At 50.9% G+C, this 19,607-nt stretch carries 17 protein-coding genes, 9 tRNA genes and 2 pseudogenes; 6 read left to right on the plus strand and 22 right to left on the minus strand.

Going from position 1 to position 19,607, the window contains the following annotated elements; translation table 11 throughout:
• The first annotated feature begins 87 nt into the window (after window positions 1-87).
• Window positions 88-570, plus strand: coding sequence for a zinc ribbon-containing protein (locus WC5_RS09000; protein ID WP_001044880.1), 483 nt, complete (start codon window positions 88-90; stop codon window positions 568-570).
• 74 nt (window positions 571-644) lie between these two features.
• Here the strand turns inward: WC5_RS09000 and WC5_RS24890 are convergent.
• Window positions 645-890 (minus strand): annotated as a pseudogene (locus tag WC5_RS24890) (hypothetical protein); the annotation flags it as partial.
• 4 nt (window positions 891-894) lie between these two features.
• On the opposite strand from WC5_RS24890, the pseudogene WC5_RS08990 reads away from it, so the two are divergent.
• A pseudogene (locus WC5_RS08990) lies at window positions 895-1,164 on the plus strand (J domain-containing protein); the annotation flags it as partial.
• A gap of 9 nt (window positions 1,165-1,173) precedes the next feature.
• Here the strand turns inward: WC5_RS08990 and WC5_RS08985 are convergent.
• A complete protein-coding gene (locus tag WC5_RS08985) occupies window positions 1,174-1,728 on the minus strand; it encodes a tetratricopeptide repeat protein (RefSeq protein ID WP_001035174.1) in 555 nt (184 codons plus the stop codon).
• Between the two features lie 101 nt (window positions 1,729-1,829).
• Here WC5_RS08985 and WC5_RS08980 point away from each other — a divergent pair, with 101 nt between their 5' ends.
• Both WC5_RS08980 and WC5_RS08975 read left to right on the plus strand, forming a co-directional pair.
• Window positions 1,830-2,537: a DUF1266 domain-containing protein gene (locus WC5_RS08980; RefSeq protein ID WP_000356616.1), complete on the plus strand. Its 708-nt coding sequence runs from the start codon at window positions 1,830-1,832 to the stop codon at window positions 2,535-2,537.
• Window positions 2,534-3,985 (plus strand): co-chaperone, encoded by a 1,452-nt coding sequence (locus WC5_RS08975; RefSeq protein WP_016231626.1) that lies wholly within the window; start codon window positions 2,534-2,536, stop codon window positions 3,983-3,985. The genes WC5_RS08980 and WC5_RS08975 overlap by 4 nt, the downstream gene beginning before the upstream one ends.
• A 75-nt stretch (window positions 3,986-4,060) precedes the next feature.
• Here the strand turns inward: WC5_RS08975 and hscC are convergent, their stop codons facing one another.
• From hscC to miaB, 11 genes are all read right to left on the minus strand, one after another.
• Complete coding sequence (hscC, locus tag WC5_RS08970; RefSeq protein WP_000367834.1) at window positions 4,061-5,731, minus strand: molecular chaperone HscC; 1,671 nt, start codon at window positions 5,729-5,731, stop codon at window positions 4,061-4,063.
• An 83-nt stretch (window positions 5,732-5,814) separates the two neighbouring features.
• Window positions 5,815-6,750, minus strand: coding sequence for a pyrimidine-specific ribonucleoside hydrolase RihA (rihA, locus tag WC5_RS08965; RefSeq protein ID WP_016231628.1), 936 nt, complete (start codon window positions 6,748-6,750; stop codon window positions 5,815-5,817).
• A gap of 117 nt (window positions 6,751-6,867) precedes the next feature.
• The gene (gene gltL, locus WC5_RS08960) at window positions 6,868-7,593 is read right to left on the minus strand and encodes a glutamate/aspartate ABC transporter ATP-binding protein GltL (protein WP_000631384.1); all 726 of its coding nucleotides are present in this window, start codon (window positions 7,591-7,593) and stop codon (window positions 6,868-6,870) included.
• The gene (gene gltK, locus WC5_RS08955) at window positions 7,593-8,267 is read right to left on the minus strand and encodes a glutamate/aspartate ABC transporter permease GltK (protein ID WP_000272809.1); all 675 of its coding nucleotides are present in this window, start codon (window positions 8,265-8,267) and stop codon (window positions 7,593-7,595) included. Before gltK ends, gltL begins: the two co-directional genes overlap by 1 nt.
• The gene (gene gltJ / locus WC5_RS08950) at window positions 8,267-9,007 is read right to left on the minus strand and encodes a glutamate/aspartate ABC transporter permease GltJ (RefSeq protein ID WP_000020950.1); all 741 of its coding nucleotides are present in this window, start codon (window positions 9,005-9,007) and stop codon (window positions 8,267-8,269) included. Before gltJ ends, gltK begins: the two co-directional genes overlap by 1 nt.
• Before the next feature lie 169 nt (window positions 9,008-9,176).
• Window positions 9,177-10,085 (minus strand): glutamate/aspartate ABC transporter substrate-binding protein GltI, encoded by a 909-nt coding sequence (gltI, locus tag WC5_RS08945; RefSeq protein WP_016231629.1) that lies wholly within the window; start codon window positions 10,083-10,085, stop codon window positions 9,177-9,179.
• 396 nt (window positions 10,086-10,481) lie between these two features.
• On the minus strand, window positions 10,482-12,020 hold the full coding sequence (gene lnt / locus WC5_RS08940) for an apolipoprotein N-acyltransferase (RefSeq protein WP_000853082.1): 1,539 nt from the start codon (window positions 12,018-12,020) through the stop codon (window positions 10,482-10,484).
• Window positions 12,021-12,044: 24 nt separating this feature from the next.
• Window positions 12,045-12,923: a CNNM family magnesium/cobalt transport protein CorC gene (gene corC, locus WC5_RS08935; RefSeq protein WP_001278605.1), complete on the minus strand. Its 879-nt coding sequence runs from the start codon at window positions 12,921-12,923 to the stop codon at window positions 12,045-12,047.
• An 89-nt stretch (window positions 12,924-13,012) separates the two neighbouring features.
• On the minus strand, window positions 13,013-13,480 hold the full coding sequence (gene ybeY / locus WC5_RS08930) for an rRNA maturation RNase YbeY (RefSeq protein WP_000084469.1): 468 nt from the start codon (window positions 13,478-13,480) through the stop codon (window positions 13,013-13,015).
• Window positions 13,477-14,517, minus strand: coding sequence for a PhoH family protein (locus WC5_RS08925; protein WP_002430212.1), 1,041 nt, complete (start codon window positions 14,515-14,517; stop codon window positions 13,477-13,479). Before WC5_RS08925 ends, ybeY begins: the two co-directional genes overlap by 4 nt.
• A gap of 327 nt (window positions 14,518-14,844) precedes the next feature.
• Window positions 14,845-16,269, minus strand: a complete 1,425-nt coding sequence (gene miaB, locus WC5_RS08920; RefSeq protein WP_000162741.1) for a tRNA (N6-isopentenyl adenosine(37)-C2)-methylthiotransferase MiaB — start codon at window positions 16,267-16,269, stop codon at window positions 14,845-14,847.
• A 145-nt stretch (window positions 16,270-16,414) separates the two neighbouring features.
• Between miaB and ubiF the strand changes: the two genes are divergently transcribed.
• A complete protein-coding gene (ubiF, locus tag WC5_RS08915) occupies window positions 16,415-17,590 on the plus strand; it encodes a 3-demethoxyubiquinol 3-hydroxylase (RefSeq protein ID WP_000184610.1) in 1,176 nt (391 codons plus the stop codon).
• Window positions 17,591-17,806: 216 nt separating this feature from the next.
• On the opposite strand, the gene WC5_RS08910 is transcribed toward ubiF, so the two are convergent.
• From WC5_RS08910 to WC5_RS08870, 9 genes are all read right to left on the minus strand, one after another.
• A tRNA-Gln gene (locus WC5_RS08910) sits at window positions 17,807-17,881 on the minus strand.
• A 37-nt stretch (window positions 17,882-17,918) separates the two neighbouring features.
• Window positions 17,919-17,993, minus strand: a tRNA-Gln gene (locus WC5_RS08905).
• 37 nt (window positions 17,994-18,030) lie between these two features.
• Window positions 18,031-18,105: transfer RNA gene (locus WC5_RS08900), tRNA-Gln, on the minus strand.
• Window positions 18,106-18,151: 46 nt separating this feature from the next.
• A tRNA-Met gene (locus WC5_RS08895) sits at window positions 18,152-18,228 on the minus strand.
• Window positions 18,229-18,243: 15 nt separating this feature from the next.
• Window positions 18,244-18,318, minus strand: a tRNA-Gln gene (locus WC5_RS08890).
• 34 nt (window positions 18,319-18,352) lie between these two features.
• Window positions 18,353-18,427: transfer RNA gene (locus tag WC5_RS08885), tRNA-Gln, on the minus strand.
• Between the two features lie 34 nt (window positions 18,428-18,461).
• Window positions 18,462-18,536 (minus strand) — tRNA-Gln (locus WC5_RS08880).
• 104 nt (window positions 18,537-18,640) lie between these two features.
• A tRNA-Leu gene (locus tag WC5_RS08875) sits at window positions 18,641-18,725 on the minus strand.
• Between the two features lie 10 nt (window positions 18,726-18,735).
• A tRNA-Met gene (locus tag WC5_RS08870) sits at window positions 18,736-18,812 on the minus strand.
• Window positions 18,813-19,132: 320 nt separating this feature from the next.
• Between WC5_RS08870 and WC5_RS25315 the strand changes: the two genes are divergently transcribed.
• Entirely contained in the window at window positions 19,133-19,570 is a 438-nt protein-coding gene (locus WC5_RS25315) for a hypothetical protein (RefSeq protein WP_000943401.1), read from the plus strand.
• The last annotated feature ends 37 nt before the right edge of the window (window positions 19,571-19,607 follow it).

A 19,607-nucleotide genomic window follows, 5' to 3' on the forward strand; every position in this document is an offset into this window, starting at 1 on the left:
ATTTACAGAGTTTGTGGGCGTATTAGCAAAGCAAGGAACAAAGAACGTCTATTATTATAGTCAGTTAACGACCCGGGAGATGAAACGATGAACAAGGTTGCTCAATATTACCGTGAACTGGTCGCGTCACTGAGCGAACGCCTGCGCAATGGCGAACGTGATATCGACGCACTGGTGGAACAGGCGCGCGAGCGCGTAATAAAAACAGGGGAGTTAACGCGAACCGAGGTCGATGAGTTGACGCGAGCTGTCAGGCGTGACCTGGAAGAGTTCGCCATGAGCTATGAAGAGAGCCTGAAAGAAGAGTCTGACAGTGTTTTTATGCGGGTGATTAAAGAAAGCCTCTGGCAGGAACTGGCGGACATCACCGATAAAACGCAGCTTGAATGGCGCGAAGTTTTCCAGGATCTCAACCATCACGGGGTTTATCACAGCGGAGAAGTGGTAGGGCTGGGGAATCTGGTCTGCGAGAAATGTCACTTCCATCTCCCGATCTACACGCCGGAAGTCCTAACGCTATGCCCGAAATGTGGTCATGACCAGTTCCAGAGACGCCCGTTCGAGCCGTAATAGTCTGATTTCGCACAGCAATAAAGATAATTGGGGTCGAATGAAAATCGTCCGGCCCTTATTTGTTTTTATCTCTACAGTAAATCTTCAACCTCACGGATTTCTTGATCGACATCTCTTGTACCGGATGACTGAACCTTACGGTATAAGTCGAGAGCCTGTCGGAGATCGGCGGATCTTCCTTCGCCATAGTGGTACATAATGGCCAGGCTATACCAGGCGATGACGTCATTGCATTCAGCGGCTTTCGTAAACCATTCAAAGGCAGCTTTCAGATACCAGTACATCGCTTGCTTATAGTTCTGCTCTACCCCTTCGCCTGGTGCTGGCGAACCAACTACGGAAGAATCATTAATGCCGCTCTTGAGCTGTCTTGATGCAGAAGATCGTTGTCCACTGGAAGCATTAATTATTAGGCGATTATTAATTCAGTCAGCGAATTTTGTCGGTCAACAAACCATCGAGCCAGAGCCGAAATCGAAGCCAATGCCCGTTGACGATGGTGGACCGGGCTGCCTGGGCGTCATCAAAATTATTTTCTACATTTTTATCTTTGCCGGTTTGATAGGGAAAATACTCCATCTACTGGGTTGAAACTCAACCTTAATGTGCGGGAAGTTCAGCCAGTAATCTTTCCGCATTTTTATAATGTTGATCCGCTGCCAGTTTTAGCCATTTGCGTGCTTCATAATTGTTGATGTTAATTCCAGTGCCGTTTCTGTAGATCAAACCCAAAGTGTATTGAGCATGGGCATATCCTTTTTCCGCAGCTTGTTTATACCACTGGATTGCCATTCGACTATCGGGCTTTACACCCAATCCTTTCAGGTAGATCCACCCTAGTTTGCTCTGCGCGCGCGGATTTTCCTGTTCTGCCGATTGCTTATACCAGTATCTCGCCATCGTGTAATCCAGAGGCTTACCATTGCTGCCATGAAGATAAAATCCGCCAAGGCTATATTGTGACGTCGAGTGACCATGAATGGCGGAAAGCTCCGTTGCTGCCGTGGTAAACGGAAGACTGCCCGGTGCGCTTAAATAATCAAAGACATAATTCGCCATAGCTTTATCGCGCAAGGTCGTTTTCTTAGGTTGGCTAATACAAGTGATTGCCGCAACTATAAATATTGCGAATATAAAATATATTTTTTTGTTCATTTATCAATGCTTCGATTTTCTTTTTATTTTGAAAGCGTCAAGTTTATACTCATCATTAATAAAAAAGTAGTCAGTTAATGTACTTAAAGGATTGTTAATAAATGGATAAGGAAGAACAACACCTTCTATTTGCGCTTTCTACGCCAATGGAAATTCTTAATCAGGGATGCAAGCCCGCACATGACTCGCCAAAAATGTATACCGGAATAAAAGAATTTGATCTCTCATCATCCTGGGGAATAAATAATCGTGATGATTTAATTCAGACTATTTACCAAATGACTGATGATGGTCACGCAAATAATTTAGCTGGTTTATATCTGGCATGGCATCGTTCTTCCCCTGATGAGTGGAAAACATTAATTGCTGGCGGCTCCGAACGCGGGTTGATTTATACCCAATTTGTTGCCGAAACTGCCCTGTGTTGTGGGGAGGCAGGAATCAAAGCCTGGGATTATGTTCGCATGGGCTTTTTATCGCGCGTCGGTGTGCTCAACAAGTGGCTGACGGAAGACGAGAGTTTATGGCTGCAATCGCGCATTTATGTACGAGCTCACCATTACTATCACAGCTGGATGCACTATTTTTCTGCCTATTCGTTAGGACGTCTCTACTGGCAATCCTCTCAGTGTGAAGACAACGCTTCGCTACGCGAGGCGCTAATCCTGTACAAATACGATAGCGCCGGGAGCCGGATGTTTGAAGAGCTGGTGGCAGGAAGCGATCGTTTCTATGCCACGCTTCCCTGGCAGCCGTTAACTGTCCAACCAGAATGTCCGGCAACGCTTAAGGATGTGAGCGACCTATGAAAACATGTTGGCAAATTCTCGAAATTGAAAGCACGACGCAAACAGAGATTATCCGTCAGGCTTATCTTGCTCGCTTACCGTTGTGTCACCCCGAAACCGATCCGCAGGGGTTTAAAGCATTACGCCAGGCCTATGAAGAGGCGCTGCGACTGGCGGTAAATCCTGTAGAAGAATCAGTTGATGGAAAGAGTAACGCCGCTGTTGAACATGAAGCACTGGGCGCATTAAGGGCATTACTGGATTCGGAAAGTGATCGTTTTCAGCCCTCCGCCTGGCAGAAATTTATTCAGCAATTAAATACCTACAACATGGAAGAGGTGGATCAATTACGCTGGCCGCTGTGTGCAATCGCCATAGAAGCGCGATACCTTTCATTAAATTGCGCTTCTTTGCTGGCAGAGCGTTTGAACTGGCATTCGTTTAATGATAGCGAAGGAATGGTCGAGGAAGAACGGGAGGCTTTTCTTGAGGCTATTCAGGCTGGGGATTGTTTCGATTTTCTCAGCCTTCTGGAATATCCCGTCGCGTTACAGAACCAGACTGTTGAGTATTACTTCGCGCTGGAACGCTGCTGTCGTTACCATCCTGACTATGTGACTGCGTTTTTAGCGATGGAAGGTCCGTGGTTCATTCCTGATGATGCAAAGTTACATCGCAAACTGTTGCGCTGGTACAGCTCGGTGCAAACAGGTATGGCGGAACTCATTCCTGTTGCCCAACAATGGCAAACGGAAGAACCAGAAAGCGAAGATGCCCGGTATTACCAGTGTGCACAACGTTTGTACTGCGGCGAGGGGGAAAGCCTGCTTGCCGATCTCTGCGCGAACTGGGAAAGTTACCCATCTACACAAGCTGATAATTTGTTGTTGCAGTGGAGCAAGCGTCATTGCCCGGATTATTTCGCGTTATTAGTGATGGTTATCGAAGCGCGGAGCATGGTAGATGCGCAAGGTCAACCGCTGAAATATGTTCCTGGCGAGAGCGCCCTGACGCGGCTTTTGTGGGCGCAAATTTTACATAGCGGTAAATTATCGCCGTTGGGTCAATCATTTATCGAGTCGCTGTTTTATAAGCGCAAAGCATGGGCGTGGTGGAAATCGAGAGTAGGTAGTGAGACAGAGCAAGATTCACCATTACTGGATCTGTATCGGGTGGCGGAACAGGTTGTGCTGGAAGCGTTTCCGAAACAAGAGATGCTGGCTCGCCTGAACGCGAGGCTGGAACGCGGAGATGCCCATCCATTAGAGGCTATTATCACCCGGATGCTGTTGACGAAAGTGAAGCTTGAGCCGGTGGATGAAGATGTCGATGAGCCAACACCTGAAGCACATGAAGAGAAGAATGATGAGGTTGAAAAACCACAGAGCATTTCCAGCATTATCAAAATCAGCTTAACGGTGCTGGTGATAGGTTATGCACTCGGCAAAATTGCGATGTTGTTTAGTTAGATACGATGCTGACGCATCTTATCCGACCTACGAGTAGGCGGGATAAGGCGTTTACGCCGCATCCGGCAGTCGTGTTCAGGGGATCTCAATTGCCAGATAATCGCTCGCCCGCTGACGAACTTCATCGACGCGGGCCATATCGTTTGACTGCAACGCCGCATCAAAATCGGTGATCACCTGACCAATCTCTTCTCGTTCATCGCCCAGCGCCCGGGCCCACAACTCTTCCAGTTTGGCTTTAAAGGTACGGTTGATGAGCATATCGCGCGGATAAATTTTCAATGCGGATAACCGCGCCCGACTCTCTTCAATCTGCTGCGCGCTCAATGTTACCGGGCTGTGGTTAATGACTCTGGACTTAACGCTACCGTCTTCCAGAAGTACGTCAACTTCAAGCAAACCATTGATATCATAGCTAAATCTAATATCGATAGACTGGTAATCCCCGTTTTTTTTCAACGGCACATCGAAGGACTCTACCAGGATATTATTCTTAACTTTGTGGTTTTCCCCCTGGTAAACATTTACCGTAATTGAATCCTGCTCCGGGTGCATGGTCGAGTAAGTTTCGACTCGCGACACAGGCACCGTGGTGTTTCGCTCAATAATCGGCGAGAAAATGCCGGAAACGCCCTGGCGGTTAACTTCAACGCCTAAAGAGTAGGGACAGATATCAGTAAGGATCACTTCTTCGATATCTTCGCTACGTAAGCGGCAGGCGGCCTGGATTGCTGCGCCCAGCGCGACAATGGTGCTCGGATCGTAACTTTGATATGGTAATTTGCCAAACAGACGCACGGCGATTCGCTGCACCAGCGGCATTTGCGACGCGCCGCCAACAAGTACCAGGCTGTCGATTTGGCTCGGTTTCAGACGCGCATCGCGCAATGCTTGTTCGATTGGCACACGCAAGCGGTTGAGCAGCGGCAACCACAAATCTTCCAGTTCGTTCTCGTAAAATTCGCACTCACGCGTTTCTTCCTGATACTGCCAGCTAATTTGCAGCGGTAATTGATTGCCACATTTTGCCGCTTCCACGCTGGTGTACAGGGCTGCCAGTTCACTTTCGTTGAGCATGTTTTTAGCCACTGTGGCGCGTTTTAAAACTTTATCCACCAGCATATGAGTAAAATCTTCGCCACCAAGAAAGTTGTCGCCAGCGGAGGCGTGAACTTCAATCACCGGTGTGGCGTATTCGAGCACCGTGACGTCAAACGTGCCGCCACCGAGATCAAAAACCAGCGAGCGGGTGTTTTGCTGCGTATGCAGGCCATACGCCATCGCGGCTGCCGTGGGTTCATTAATTAAGCGTACCGCATTTAACCCTGCCAACTCTGCTGCTAAACGGGTATGTTTGCGTTGTTCATCACTGAAATAAGCCGGAACGGAGATCACCACATCTTTAATTGGGCGTTGCAGAAATTCTTCGGCATCTTCTTTTAATGAACGTAATACCAAAGAAGACAATTCCGGCGCGTTAAATGTGCCATTGCCTAAGTGCCAGTTGGTATTACTGCCCATGGCACGTTTAAATAACGCAGCGGTTTTATCAGGATGTGAAGTACGCCGTGATACAGCCGGTTTTCCGACCAGAATATGATTATTTTCATCCATGCTAATTATAGATGGTGTTAAATATTCACCGAATTTATTTGGAATTAATTGCGCGGCACCGTCTTTCCAGATGGCAATTAAACTATTGGTAGTACCGAGATCGATACCAATGGCGAGTTCTGCATTATCCATTGCATTTATATCTTGAAGGAAAAAGAGAGCGTCAGAGTAAGACCACCACATTTTTACATGGTGATCTTAATCAATGACGTGTATTAAGCGTAAAATTTCAGACGATCTGCCAGTAAATCAACAAAGCCCTGACGATCAACATCGACCATGACGGTGGCATTCGGTTTATTGCCGGTCAGATAGTAATAATCAACAACTGTCATGCCCTGGGTATATTTCCCTTGCGTTTCGACGCCAACCCAGCGTTCAACGGTGGTGAACAGTTCAGGTTTCAGCAGCCAGGCGATGGTGCATGGGTCATGCAGCGGTGCGCCAACAAATCCCCATTTTTCATCTTTATGATATTCGAGGAAGAAATCCAGCAGTTCGGCGACGATGGTTGAAATTGGGTTGCCAATCGCGCGGAAACGCTCGGTGTCCTCAACGTGAATTTGCGCTTTGTGAGTGACATCCAGACCTGCCATTACCACCGGAATTCCAGACTGGAAGACAATTTCAGCCGCTTCCGGGTCAACGTAAATATTAAATTCAGCCGCTGGCGTCCAGTTACCAAGCCCCATTGCACCGCCCATAATCACGATACGGGCAATTTTGCTATGCAGTTCCGGATGGCTATTGAGCAGCAAGGCGACGTTAGTTTGCGGTCCGGTAGAGACAATGGTGACGGGGTCCACACTTTCACGCAGCGTTTTCGCCATCAGCTCCACCGCCGTGCAGTTTTGCGGTGCGAATGCGGGTTCCGGTAATGCCGGGCCGTCCAGTCCACTTTCGCCGTGCACGTTGTCTGCGATAATCAACTCACGCATTAACGGTTTCACCGCGCCGCCTGCCACCGGAATATCGGTGCGATTAAGCAGGGTCAGCATACGCAGAACATTACGTAATGTTTTTTCTGGTGTCTGGTTTCCGGCGGAAGAAGTAATCGCTTTGACATCAAGCTCTGGTGAGGCGAGGGCGAGAACTATTGCGATAGCGTCATCATGACCTGGGTCGCAATCTAACAGAATTGGCAGTGCCATTGTTGCTCCTTGTTGTGTGCTTCTTTGCGACAAGGGTAACGCCAGGATGTAACAGATACGAGAGGCGAAATGATAAAGCGTGAGATGGCGCGCACTTGGCTATGCGCGCCAGAGTGATTAATGCAGTATTTTCGCGAGGAAGTCTTTTGCACGGTCCGATTTCGGATCATCAAAGAAAGCGTCTTTCGGCGAATCTTCGACAATTTTACCTTCATCCATAAAGATCACCCGATTCGCCACTTTGCGGGCAAAGCCCATTTCGTGGGTCACCACCATCATGGTCATCCCCTCGTTCGCCAGTTCCACCATCACGTCCAGCACTTCGTTGATCATCTCCGGATCGAGCGCCGATGTCGGTTCGTCGAACAGCATGGCGATGGGGTCCATACATAACGCGCGAGCGATTGCCACACGCTGCTGCTGACCACCGGAAAGCTGCGCCGGAAACTTATTGGCGTGAGCAGAAAGCCCGACTCGCTCCAGCAGTTTCAGTGCTTTTTCACGAGCCGGCGCTTTATCGCGTTTAAGTACTTTCACCTGCGCCAGCGTCAGGTTTTCGATAATCGACAGATGGGGAAACAGCTCAAAATGCTGGAACACCATTCCCACACGGGAGCGCAGCTTTGCCAGATCGGTTTTCTTATCGTTAACCACGATGCCATCAACGGTAATTTCGCCTTGCTGCACCGGTTCGAGGCCGTTGACGGTTTTAATCAGCGTTGATTTACCGGAGCCTGACGGCCCACAAACCACCACCACTTCGCCTTTTTTCACTTCCGTTGAGCAGTCGGTCAGCACCTGAAAGTGACCATACCATTTTGAAACATTTTTCAGGGTAATCATTATGCTGTCCTTCTTTTCAAGTAGCTGACCAACAACGATGCGCTAAGGCTAATAACGAAATAAACAAATCCGGCAAACAGGATCATCTCGACCTGCGTACCATCACGCTCACCAATGGTTGAGGCGGTACGGAAGAAATCGGCCAGAGATAACACATACACCAGCGAGGTATCCTGGAACAGAACGATGCCCTGAGTGAGCAGCAGCGGCACCATTGCACGAAACGCCTGTGGCAGAATGATGAGTTTCATCGACTGCCAGTGAGTCATGCCCAACGCCAGCGCGGCGCTCGACTGCCCACGAGAAATACTTTGAATACCGGCACGGATAATCTCTGAATAGTAGGCCGCTTCAAACATCGAAAACGCCACCATCGCAGAAATTAAGCGGATATCGGTTTTCGGCGATAATCCCAGCACGTTTTGCAGAAAACCCGGCACAATCAGGTAAAACCACAGCAGAACCATCACCAGTGGGATTGAACGGAATACGTTAACGTAGGCTTTGGCAAACCATGCCACGGGCGCAAAGCTGGACAGGCGCATCACTGCCAGCATGGTGCCCCACAAAATACCAATCACTACCGCCGTAATGGTGATTTTCAGGGTGATCACCAGCCCATCCAGCAGATACGGCAGGGAAGGGACAATGGAACTCCAGTCAAACTCGTACATTATTTGCCTCCCATATTGCCGGGCAGGCGAACTTTACGTTCAACCAGCGTCATCACCAGCATGATAACCGCGTTAATCAACACATACGCCAGCGTAATAGCAGTGAACGATTCCCAGGCGTGAGCGGAGTAATCGAGCAATTTACCGGCCTGCGCCGCCATATCCACCAGCCCGATGGTCGAGGCGATGGCGGAGTTTTTCACCAGGTTCATCATCTCGGACGTCATCGGCGGGACGATAACGCGATAAGCGTTAGGCAGTAGTACGTAGCGGTAAGCCTGCGGTAGCGTCAGACCCATTGCCAGCGCGGCATTTTTTTGCCCACGCGGTAACGACTGGATCGCGGCGCGTACCTGTTCGCAAACACGGGCGGCGGTAAACAGCCCCAGGCAAAGCATGGAGGAGAGGAAAAACTGAATATTAGGATCCAGCTCCGCCTTAAACCACATGCCAATTTTCTCCGGCAGTAGCTCCGGGATCACCAGATACCAGGTAAAGAACTGCACAATCAGTGGCACGTTGCGGAACAGTTCGACATACAACGTACCCAGACCGGAGAGAAAACGGTTAGGAACGGTACGCAAAATGCCGAATAACGAGCCGACGAGGAAAGCGATAATCCAGGCGCAGATCGACAGAGCGATCGTCACCTGAAAGCCGCTCCAGATCCAGCCGAGATAGGTGGTGTTGCCGAACGGGGCTTGTTGTAAAAAAATACCCCAGTTCCAGTCTATAGACATAAATCTACTCCAGAAAAAAGAGGGTAGCAGCGTTAACTGCTACCCTCGAAGATTGTTACCCAGCGTATTGCGGTTTTCAGGCCCGATGGGGAACGACCATCAGGCGTATAGTCTGTCCGTGCTACGTAACAATCGAGAGGGCTGGAATTTCCGCCCCTGGTTCTTGTAATTAGTTCAGTGCCTTGTCATTCGGTTCTTTGAACAGTGCTTTCATTTCGTCTGACAGTTCGAAATTCATGTTCAGGTTTTTCGGCGGAATGGGGTTTTTGAACCACTTATCAAACCATTTTTCCGCTTCACCGGAGGTCTGCACCTGAGCGATAGTGTCATCCATCAGCTTTTTGAACAGCGGATCGTCTTTACGTAACATGCAGCCGTAAGCTTCCTGAGACTGCGGTTTGCCGACGATTTCCCAGTTGTCTGGTTTCTTCGCTTTCGCACGTTCACCGGCCAGCAGGGCATCGTCCATCATAAAGGCAACGGCACGACCGCTTTCCAGGGTGCGGAAAGAGTCACCGTGATCTTTGGCGCTGATGATGCGCATATTCATTTTTTGCTCTTCATTCAGTTTGTTGAGCAAAACTTCAGAGGTGGTGCCGGAAGTGACGACTACGGCTTTATCTTTCAGATCGGCAAAATCTTTAACATCGCCGCCTTTTTTGGTCAGCAGGCGCGTACCGACCACGAAAATGGTGTCAGAGAAAGCCGCCTGTTTCTGGCGTTCGAGGTTGTTGGTGGTTGAACCGCATTCAAAATCGAAAGTGCCGTTTTGCAGCAGCGGAATACGATTTTGTGAGGTGATCGGAATCAGTTTCACCTGTAAGTCCGGTTTGTTGAGTTTCTTTTTCACTGCTTCAACGATGGCGTTGGAGTAATCCTGTGAGTAACCCACCACTTTTTGCTGATTGTCGTAATAAGAGAAAGGTACTGAAGATTCACGGTGACCGACGACAATCACGCCGTTTTTGGCGATTTTGTCCAGCGTACTGCCCGCTGCCGGGGCAGCGTCTTCTGCCTGTGCCAGTCCTGCAGAAAGCGCCAGGGCCAGGATTGCTGTGGCAGGTTTACGTAATTGCATATCCAACTCCTTTATCTCCTGCGTTAAAAACGCATGGATACCCGTTGTGAGTGTTTGTGTTGTTATCATCTGCAACTTTATTGTGCAGTGTTGTGCTTGTTAGGTAACATTTAGTTTGGCTAAATGTAAAGATATTGCTGTTTTATTGTTTGTTTTTGCGAGATGTACCGCACCATTCCGAAGCAAAATTCTTAAAATGCACTCTTTTGGTGCTGCCCGTGGATTGCTGTGGTGCAACCGGGTTGTACTGACGCCGGTTCAAGGTTTGCCTTGTATAACAAAGCAATAGATGTGCCAAAGTTGGAGGGACGTATTTTGTCATCCGGATAACGCATTGACGCTGCATCCGGTGAATGTGCCGAAATACGGGATGTATTCCGGCACGATAAGAAGGGATTATTTACGTCGCTGACGCAGACTCATCAGCACAGCGGCAAAACCAAACAGTGCTGTCAGTACCCACAGCGGCCAGTTGCCGGTACGTGCGTACGGTGTGAGTCCGGTGGTTGGCGTCACGTGAGTGGTCAACACCTCGCGGGTGAATTGCGGGATCATCGCCTGAATCTCACCTTGCGGACCAATTACCGCCGTAATGCCGTTGTTGGTGCTACGCAGCAGCGGGCGCGCCAGCTCCAGCGCACGCATTCGCGCCATCTGGAAGTGCTGCCACGGACCAATAGACTTACCAAACCACGCATCGTTTGAGATGGTCAGCAGATAGTCGGTATCCGGGCGGAAGTTATCGCGCACTTGCTCGCCGAGAATGATCTCGTAGCAAATAGCCGCAGTAAGCTCAATACCATTTACCGACAGCGGCGGCTGGATATATGGCCCACGGCTGAACGACGACATCGGCAGATCAAAGAACGGTGCTAACGGACGCAGAATCGACTCCAGCGGGACAAACTCGCCAAACGGCACCAGATGGTTTTTGTTATAGCGATCGGCTGATTCGTAGCTGTACGGCGCACCTTTACCCAGCGTGATGATGGTGTTGTAAGTATCGTAGCGGTTCTGCTTATTGAGGCGCGCGTCGACAATCCCGGTTACCAGCGAACTACCTTTATCGCGCAACTCACTGTCCAGTGCTTTGAGGAACGGTTGCTGATTAATTTCCAGATCGGTTATCGCCGACTCCGGCCAGATAATCAGTGAAGATTTGCCCATCAGCAGCGCCGTCGCGTTGTAATAAATTTTCAGCGTATTAAGAAGCTGGCTTTCATCCCATTTCAGCGATTGCGGAATATCGCCCTGAACCATCGAAACCTGAATGGTTTTCTCCGGTTGCTGGGTAAACCACTGGATGTAACGCAGCGGGAAGGGAAGGGCAAACAGCACGACGGCTACCACCAGCGGACGCCAGTTGCGTTTGACCAGCGCCAGCGCCAACAGGCCGCTTACCATCATCAGCAGGAAGTTAATGGCTTCCACGCCCATTATCGGTGCCAGCCCTTTTAACGGGCCGTCAATCTGACTATAGCCGAACTGTAACCACGGGAAGCCAGTCAGCACCCAACCGCGCAGAAACTCGGTCACTTGCCAGAGGGCAGGAGCCGCAATGGCTACGCGCAACCAGGTCGTTTTCGGCCACAGCCGCGACAGCACACCGGCAAACAGCCCGGTATACAACGACAGATACGCCGCCAGCAGTACCACCAGGAAGATGTTTACCGGGCCAGGCATCCCGCCAAAGGTCGCAATGCTGACATAGACCCAGTTAATACCGCTGCCAAAGAGACCAAATCCCCAGCAGAAGCCGATAGCGGCAGACTGGAGTGGGCGACGGTTAAAGGTTAGTGCCTGCAACCCCATCAGCGAAACAATCGCCGCAGGCCAGACATCATAAGGAGAGAAGGCCAGCGTTCCGCAGGCACCGAATAATAACGCCAGCAGCAGGCGAATGCGCTGGCGTTCAATTAATGAGGCAAAAGCCATGTAGTTATCTATCCAGTTTCGGTTTTATTCATCCAGCTTCGGCTGGGGTGAGTCATCCGGGATTTTGACATGAACCTGAATAATACGCCGACTGTCAGCCATCGCCACCTTGAACTGGTAACCGTCGATGTCGATGGTTTCGCCACGCGCCGGGAGATGTCCAAACGCCTGCATCACCAGACCACCGATAGTGTCGACCTCTTCATCGCTGAAGTGGGTGCCGAACGCTTCGTTGAAATCTTCAATAGAAGCCAGCGCGCGCACGGTCCAGGTATGACGACTCAGCTGACGGAAGTCGATATCATCTTCTTCGTCATACTCGTCTTCAATCTCACCAACAATCAGTTCCAGGATGTCTTCAATGGTCACCAGACCGGAAACACCACCGAATTCGTCAATGACGATCGCCATGTGGTAACGCTGAGAGCGAAACTCTTTCAGCATCCGGTCTACGCGCTTACTTTCAGGAACGACAACCGCCTGACGTAACACTTTGTCCATGCTGAAGGCTTCAGCATCGCTACGCATAAACGGCAGCAAGTCTTTCGCCATCAGAATCCCTTCAATGTGATCTTTGTCTTCGCTAATCACCGGGAAACGTGAGTGGGCGGACTCGATGATGACATCAAGGCATTCGTCCAGCGTCTGGTTGCGTTTCAGGGTAATCATCTGGGAGCGGGGGATCATGATGTCGCGAACGCGTTGGTCTGCGATGTCCATCACCCCTTCGAGCATATCGCGCGTATCTTCGTCGATAAGGTCGTTCTGCCCGGAATCACGGATCAGCGCCAGCAGTTCGTCACGGTTTTTCGGTTCACCGTGGAAAAGTTGGCTGAGTAACAGGGAGAAAAATCCCTTCTTGTTGCTTATCGTGTCACTACTGTGTGAATTGTCGTCGCTCATGGCGTCGTATGGGTTCTCATGTTAGTTAATCAAAACGCCGTCGTTAATCGCCAACGGCGGGGACGTCTGCCAGTCAAATGCTTGGCAAATTACTCTTTCTCGGCAATGTACGGATCCTCATAGCCCAGAGCAAGCATAATCTCTGTTTCGAGGGCTTCCATTTCTTCTGCTTCGTCATCTTCGATGTGATCGTAACCTAACAAATGCAGACTGCCGTGCACCACCATATGCGCCCAGTGCGCCTCCAGTGGTTTGCCTTGCTCCTGTGCTTCCTTCTCAACCACCTGACGGCAGATAACCAGATCGCCCAGTAGCGACATCTCCATGCCAGGAGGCACTTCAAACGGGAAGGAGAGCACGTTGGTCGGCTTATCCTTACCGCGATAGGTCAGATTCAGACTGTGGCTTTCGGCGGTATCGACCACGCGAATAGTCACTTCCGATTCTTCCTGAAACTGCGGGATCACCGCATTCAGCCATGTCTGAAACTGGCTCTCTTCCGGCAATCCGGAGTTATCTTCACATGCCAGTTGTAAATCGAGGATCACCTGACTCATTTTTGTTCCTGTTCTTCGCGCTTGCGCTCTGCTGCCAGCGCCGCTTTTCGTTTTTGTTCGGCTTCTTCCCAGGCTTCATAGGCGTTAACGATGCGCGCCACCACTGGGTGACGAACCACGTCTTCGCTGTGGAAGAAGTTAAAGCTGATTTCTTCGACTTCGGCGAGCACCTCAATGGCGTGACGCAAGCCTGACTTGGTATTACGTGGCAGGTCGATCTGCGTGACGTCGCCGGTGATAACTGCTTTTGAGTTAAAACCGATACGGGTCAGGAACATCTTCATCTGTTCGATGGTGGTGTTCTGGCTCTCATCAAGAATGATAAAGGCGTCGTTCAGCGTACGACCACGCATATAGGCCAGCGGTGCGACTTCAATAACGTTGCGCTCAATCAGCTTCTCGACTTTCTCAAAGCCAAGCATTTCGAACAGCGCGTCGTACAGCGGACGCAGATACGGGTCCACTTTCTGACTTAAATCGCCAGGCAGGAAGCCCAGCTTCTCACCGGCCTCTACTGCTGGACGAGTCAGCAGAATACGGCGGATTTCCTGACGCTCCAGGGCATCAACCGCCGCAGCTACCGCCAGGTAGGTTTTACCCGTACCCGCCGGGCCAACGCCGAAAGTGATGTCATGGTCGAGAATATTGGCGATGTACTGTGCCTGGTTCGGTGTACGCGGCTTAATCACGCCGCGTTTGGTCTTGATATTGACCGCTTTGCCGTACTCCGGCACGCTCTCCGCGCTTTGCTCCAGCACTCGTGCTTCTTTAATCGCAAGGTGGATCTGTTCCGGCTCGATATCCTGAATCTGACCGCGCATCGGGGCAGTATCGACATACAGGCTACGCAGAATATCTGCCGCAGCGGTGACGCAAATCGGACGGCCGGTCAGTTTAAAGTGGTTATCGCGGCGATTGATTTCGATGCCGAGACGGCGTTCGAGCTGCTTGATATTGTCATCAAACGGGCCGCACAGGCTCAACAGACGCGCATTGTCTGCTGGCTCCAGGGTGATTTCGCGAGTGTCTATGTTCAAACCGTTCCTCTTATCTGTATGCCGCCGGAAGCTGAACATTCACCGGCCTATAAGGAAATTATTCACGCCACAGGAAAAAGGCGCAAGCATTGCGATAAAGATGGGGATAAAGAGAGAAAAAACAAGGCCCACCGGAACGGCGGGCCAGTGATAATTGACGGAGTGCGTATTGTTCATGCCGGATGCGGCGTAAACGCCTTATCCAGCCTACAAATTCATGCGAATTCAATATATTGCAGGAATCATGTAGGCCTGATAAGCGTAGCGCATCAGGCAATTTGCATTTGTCGTCAATCTCATAACTTGCCGGAACGGCGAGCCTGAGAATTACGGCTGATAATAACCCACGCCCAGGTCATTTTCTTTGCGGGTACGGGCAATCACCGATTCCGGGGTTTCTGCCACGCGCAGACCCATTTCCTCTTCGGTACGTACCACTTTACCGCGCAGGGAGTTCGGGTAGACGTCGGTAATTTCTACATCGACGAATTTACCGATCATATCCGGTGTGCCCTCGAAGTTGACCACGCGGTTATTTTCGGTACGCCCGGAAAGCTCCATGATGCTCTTACGTGAAGTCCCTTCTACCAGAATACGCTGGGTGGTGCCGAGCATCCGGCGGCTCCATGCCATCGCCTGCTGATTAATGCGCTCTTGCAGAATATACAGACGCTGCTTCTTCTCTTCTTCCGGAACATCATCAACCATATCGGCGGCTGGCGTCCCCGGACGTGCGGAGAAGATAAAGCTGTAGCTCATGTCGAAATTGACGTCGGCAATCAGCTTCATCGTTTTCTCGAAGTCTTCGGTGGTTTCGCCAGGGAAGCCAACGATGAAGTCAGAACTGATCTGAATATCCGGACGCGCCGCCCGCAGTTTACGGATGATCGCTTTGTACTCCAGCGCCGTATGGGTACGTCCCATCAGGTTCAGAATGCGATCGGAACCGCTCTGTACCGGCAGGTGCAGGAAGCTCACCAGCTCCGGTGTGTCGCGATACACTTCGATGATATCGTCGGTGAATTCGATCGGATGGCTGGTGGTAAAGCGAATACGATCGATCCCGTCGATCGCAGCAACCAGACGCAGCAGATCGGCAAACGATCCGGTGGTGCCGTCGTAGTTCTCACCACGCCAGGCGTTCACGTTCTGGCCGAGCAGGTTGACTTCACGCACGCCCTGAGCCGCAAGTTGGGCAATCTCAAACAGAATATCGTCGGACGGACGGCTTACCTCTTCACCACGGGTGTAAGGCACCACGCAGTAGGTGCAATATTTATTGCAGCCTTCCATTATGGAGACAAACGCGGTCGGCCCTTCGGCGCGCGGTTCCGGCAGACGGTCAAACTTCTCGATTTCCGGGAAGCTGATATCTACAACCGGGCTGCGGTCGCCGCGCACGGAGTTAATCATCTCCGGCAGGCGGTGCAGCGTTTGCGGCCCAAAAATAATATCGACATAGTGGGCGCGCTGGCGAATGTGCTCGCCTTCTTGCGATGCCACGCAGCCGCCGACGCCGATAATCAGGTCTGGATTCTTCTCTTTTAACAGTTTCCAGCGACCCAACTGATGGAAGACTTTTTCCTGAGCCTTCTCGCGGATTGAGCAGGTGTTCAGCAGCAGCACATCCGCTTCTTCCGCCACGTCGGTCAGTTGATAGCCGTGGGTGGCATCCAGCAGATCGGCCATCTTCGATGAATCGTACTCGTTCATCTGACAGCCCCAGGTTTTAATATGGAGTTTTTTGGTCATCGACTTGCTCTTGCGAAATAGTAGCCAGGAATGCAGGGCGCATAGTGTAATGCTTTGCTGCCGTTGTGACCAGTATGAGCGTTATCAGCCCTTGGGGGTAAAAATCCTGTAAACTTAAAGCATATTGCTAACAGGATGATTGACCATGACAAATCAACCAACGGAAATTGCCATTGTCGGCGGAGGAATGGTCGGTGGCGCACTGGCGCTGGGACTGGCACAGCACGGATTTACGGTAACGGTGATCGAGCACGCAGAACCTGCACCGTTTGTCGCTGACAGCCAACCGGACGTTCGGATCTCAGCGATCAGCGCGGCTTCGGTATCATTGCTTAAAGGTTTAGGCGTCTGGGATGCGGTACAGGCCATGCGTTGCCATCCTTACCGCAGACTGGAAACCTGGGAGTGGGAAACGGCGCATGTGGTGTTTGACGCCGCTGAACTTAAGCTACCGTTGCTTGGCTATATGGTGGAAAACACGGTCCTGCAACAGGCGCTGTGGCAGGCGCTGGAAGCGCATCCGAAAGTAACGTTACGTGTGCCTACCTCGCTGATTGCGCTGCATCGCCATAATGATCTTCAGGAGCTGGAACTGAAGGGCGGTGAAACGATCCGCGCGAAACTGGTGATTGGTGCCGACGGCGCAAATTCGCAGGTGCGGCAGATGGCGGGAATTGGCGTTCATGCCTGGCAGTATGCGCAGTCGTGTATGTTGATTAGCGTACAGTGCGAGAACGATCCCGGCGACAGCACCTGGCAGCAGTTTACCCCGGACGGCCCACGCGCGTTTCTGCCGCTGTTTGATAACTGGGCGTCGCTGGTGTGGTATGACTCTCCGGCGCGCATTCGCCAGTTGCAGAATATGAATATGGTGCAGTTGCAGGCGGAGATAGCGAAACATTTCCCGTCGCGTCTGGGTTATGTGACGCCGCTTGCCGCAGGCGCTTTTCCGCTGACGCGCCGTCATGCATTGCAGTATGTTCAGCCGGGGCTGGCGCTGGTGGGCGATGCCGCGCACACCATCCATCCGCTGGCGGGGCAGGGGGTGAATCTTGGTTATCGTGATGTCGATGCCCTGATTGACGTTCTGGTAAACGCGCGCAGTCATGGTGAAGCATGGGCCAGTTATCCCATTCTCAAGCGTTACCAGATGCGGCGCATGGCGGATAACTTTATTATGCAGAGCGGTATGGATCTGTTTTATGCCGGATTCAGCAATAATCTGCCGCCGCTGCGTTTTATGCGTAATCTCGGATTAATGGCGGCGGAGCGTGCTGGCGTTTTGAAACGTCAGGCGCTGAAGTATGCGTTAGGGTTGTAGCGTAACGGTTGATACCAAAGCTACAAAAGCGTGCGGACGATCCCCTCGCCCCTCGTGGAGAGGGTTAGGGTGAGGGGGAAAGCCGCGCCTGCGTGTGCTTCCAGGCTGGTTTGCCCTGAACCGTGAGCCAAATTCAAATTAGCTGTATCAACATCGCATTCGACATTGAATATATGCAGAAAAGCAAAAAGCTCGCCGAAGCGAGCTTTTCTAATGTGGCTGGGGTACGAGGATTCGAACCTCGGAATGCCGGAATCAGAATCCGGTGCCTTACCGCTTGGCGATACCCCAACTGGGTGCACTTACGATGTAAGCGTCTTGAATAAATTGGCTGGGGTACGAGGATTCGAACCTCGGAATGCCGGAATCAGAATCCGGTGCCTTACCGCTTGGCGATACCCCAACTGGGTGCACTTACGATGTAAGCGTCTTGAATAAATTGGCTGGGGTACGAGGATTCGAACCTCGGAATGCCGGAATCAGAATCCGGTGCCTTACCGCTTGGCGATACCCCAACAAATTTTTTCGAATTTGCCGAACATATTCGACACATTCAGAATTTGGTGGCTACGACGGGATTCGAACCTGTGACCCCATCATTATGAGTGATGTGCTCTAACCAACTGAGCTACGTAGCCAGATTATTTCTTCGATGGCTGGGGTACCTGGATTCGAACCAGGGAATGCCGGTATCAAAAACCGGTGCCTTACCGCTTGGCGATACCCCAATAACCGGGCGGTGAACCGCTTACTCGAAGAAGATGGCTGGGGTACCTGGATTCGAACCAGGGAATGCCGGTATCAAAAACCGGTGCCTTACCGCTTGGCGATACCCCAATAACCGGGCGGTGAACCGCTTACTCGAAGAAGATGGCTGGGGTACCTGGATTCGAACCAGGGAATGCCGGTATCAAAAACCGGTGCCTTACCGCTTGGCGATACCCCAACAAATTTCTTACAGAATGGAGAACTTCAAACTATATCATTGCCAGCCGAGGTGGCTAACTTACAGCCTGGATATACCCCATCCGTACAACGCTTTCTGGTGAATGGTGCGGGAGGCGAGACTTGAACTCGCACACCTTGCGGCGCCAGAACCTAAATCTGGTGCGTCTACCAATTTCGCCACTCCCGCAAAAAAAAGATGGTGGCTACGACGGGATTCGAACCTGTGACCCCATCATTATGAGTGATGTGCTCTAACCAACTGAGCTACGTAGCCATCTTTTTTTTCGCGTTACCTTATCGGCGTTGCGGGGCGCATTATGCGTATAGAGCCTTGCAGCGTCAACCTCTTTTTCAAGGAAAATTGCTCGAAAGTGACTGTTTGGTTAGGTTGCGAACAGCGTGGCGCTATATTCGTCAATTATTGTTTATTTCGTGTTTTTCTCTGTTGTTTTGCGATGCAGGATGAAATTCGGAATTCAACAATAGCGCCCGAGAATTATCCCATGAAATACTGCACCGTTACGATTGGACAGAGCAGGGATTGCGGTGCCTGCATCTCTGCTACCACTTCAGGCTATTTATTGAGGGAATAATATGCTGCGTTTTATCACGGTGCTGGTCAGTGCTTTATTACTTATGCAATCCGCATTTGCCGACGAAGCCCGATCGGAAATCGGTAAGTATGTCTTTGGTTATCGTGGTCAGGAAGGGGCAGTGGTCTGGATGATGCGAATCGGGCCGAAAGCGAAAAATGAAGCACTCGTTCAGGTATCTCATGTTGATAATGACATCGATGGTCAGATTTTTCGCTGTAAAGTGAAAGCATTACAGGACGGTGAGAAATCCTATACCGCCGTAATTAAGGGCAAATCTTTTGAGTTATTACGCCTGAAAGAGGGAAATGGCAGCCTGCATATCCCGGATGAGCAGGCAACCTGGTCGGTGGCTTACAGTGATGAGTTGTCAAACAGCGATGTAGCAAATCCGGAACATTTCCTCACTGCGTATCAAAATCAACAAGCTCCCCAGTAACTGAAATTGCCCCGGAATTCTCCGGGGCGTTAATACA

It is taken from the genome of Escherichia sp. KTE114, from assembly GCF_000407765.1.
GTDB classification, from domain to species: Bacteria; Pseudomonadota; Gammaproteobacteria; order Enterobacterales; family Enterobacteriaceae; genus Escherichia; species Escherichia ruysiae.

Excerpts from the sequence above, each read along its gene's own strand:
- ybeY (WP_000084469.1), bottom strand. The coding sequence starts at position 13,480 with ATGAGTCAGGTGATCCTCGATTTACAACTGGCATGTGAAGATAACTCC.
- lnt (WP_000853082.1), bottom strand. The coding sequence starts at position 12,020 with ATGGCTTTTGCCTCATTAATTGAACGCCAGCGCATTCGCCTGCTGCTG.
- ubiF (WP_000184610.1), top strand. The coding sequence starts at position 16,415 with ATGACAAATCAACCAACGGAAATTGCCATTGTCGGCGGAGGAATGGTC.
- gltL (WP_000631384.1), bottom strand. The coding sequence starts at position 7,593 with ATGATTACCCTGAAAAATGTTTCAAAATGGTATGGTCACTTTCAGGTG.
- WC5_RS08975 (WP_016231626.1), top strand. The coding sequence starts at position 2,534 with ATGAAAACATGTTGGCAAATTCTCGAAATTGAAAGCACGACGCAAACA.
- WC5_RS08985 (WP_001035174.1), bottom strand. The coding sequence starts at position 1,728 with ATGAACAAAAAAATATATTTTATATTCGCAATATTTATAGTTGCGGCA.
- gltK (WP_000272809.1), bottom strand. The coding sequence starts at position 8,267 with ATGTACGAGTTTGACTGGAGTTCCATTGTCCCTTCCCTGCCGTATCTG.
- miaB (WP_000162741.1), bottom strand. The coding sequence starts at position 16,269 with ATGACCAAAAAACTCCATATTAAAACCTGGGGCTGTCAGATGAACGAG.
- WC5_RS08980 (WP_000356616.1), top strand. The coding sequence starts at position 1,830 with ATGGATAAGGAAGAACAACACCTTCTATTTGCGCTTTCTACGCCAATG.
- corC (WP_001278605.1), bottom strand. The coding sequence starts at position 12,923 with ATGAGCGACGACAATTCACACAGTAGTGACACGATAAGCAACAAGAAG.
- rihA (WP_016231628.1), bottom strand. The coding sequence starts at position 6,750 with ATGGCACTGCCAATTCTGTTAGATTGCGACCCAGGTCATGATGACGCT.
- gltJ (WP_000020950.1), bottom strand. The coding sequence starts at position 9,007 with ATGTCTATAGACTGGAACTGGGGTATTTTTTTACAACAAGCCCCGTTC.
- gltI (WP_016231629.1), bottom strand. The coding sequence starts at position 10,085 with ATGCAATTACGTAAACCTGCCACAGCAATCCTGGCCCTGGCGCTTTCT.
- hscC (WP_000367834.1), bottom strand. The coding sequence starts at position 5,731 with ATGGATAATGCAGAACTCGCCATTGGTATCGATCTCGGTACTACCAAT.
- WC5_RS09000 (WP_001044880.1), top strand. The coding sequence starts at position 88 with ATGAACAAGGTTGCTCAATATTACCGTGAACTGGTCGCGTCACTGAGC.
- WC5_RS25315 (WP_000943401.1), top strand. The coding sequence starts at position 19,133 with ATGCTGCGTTTTATCACGGTGCTGGTCAGTGCTTTATTACTTATGCAA.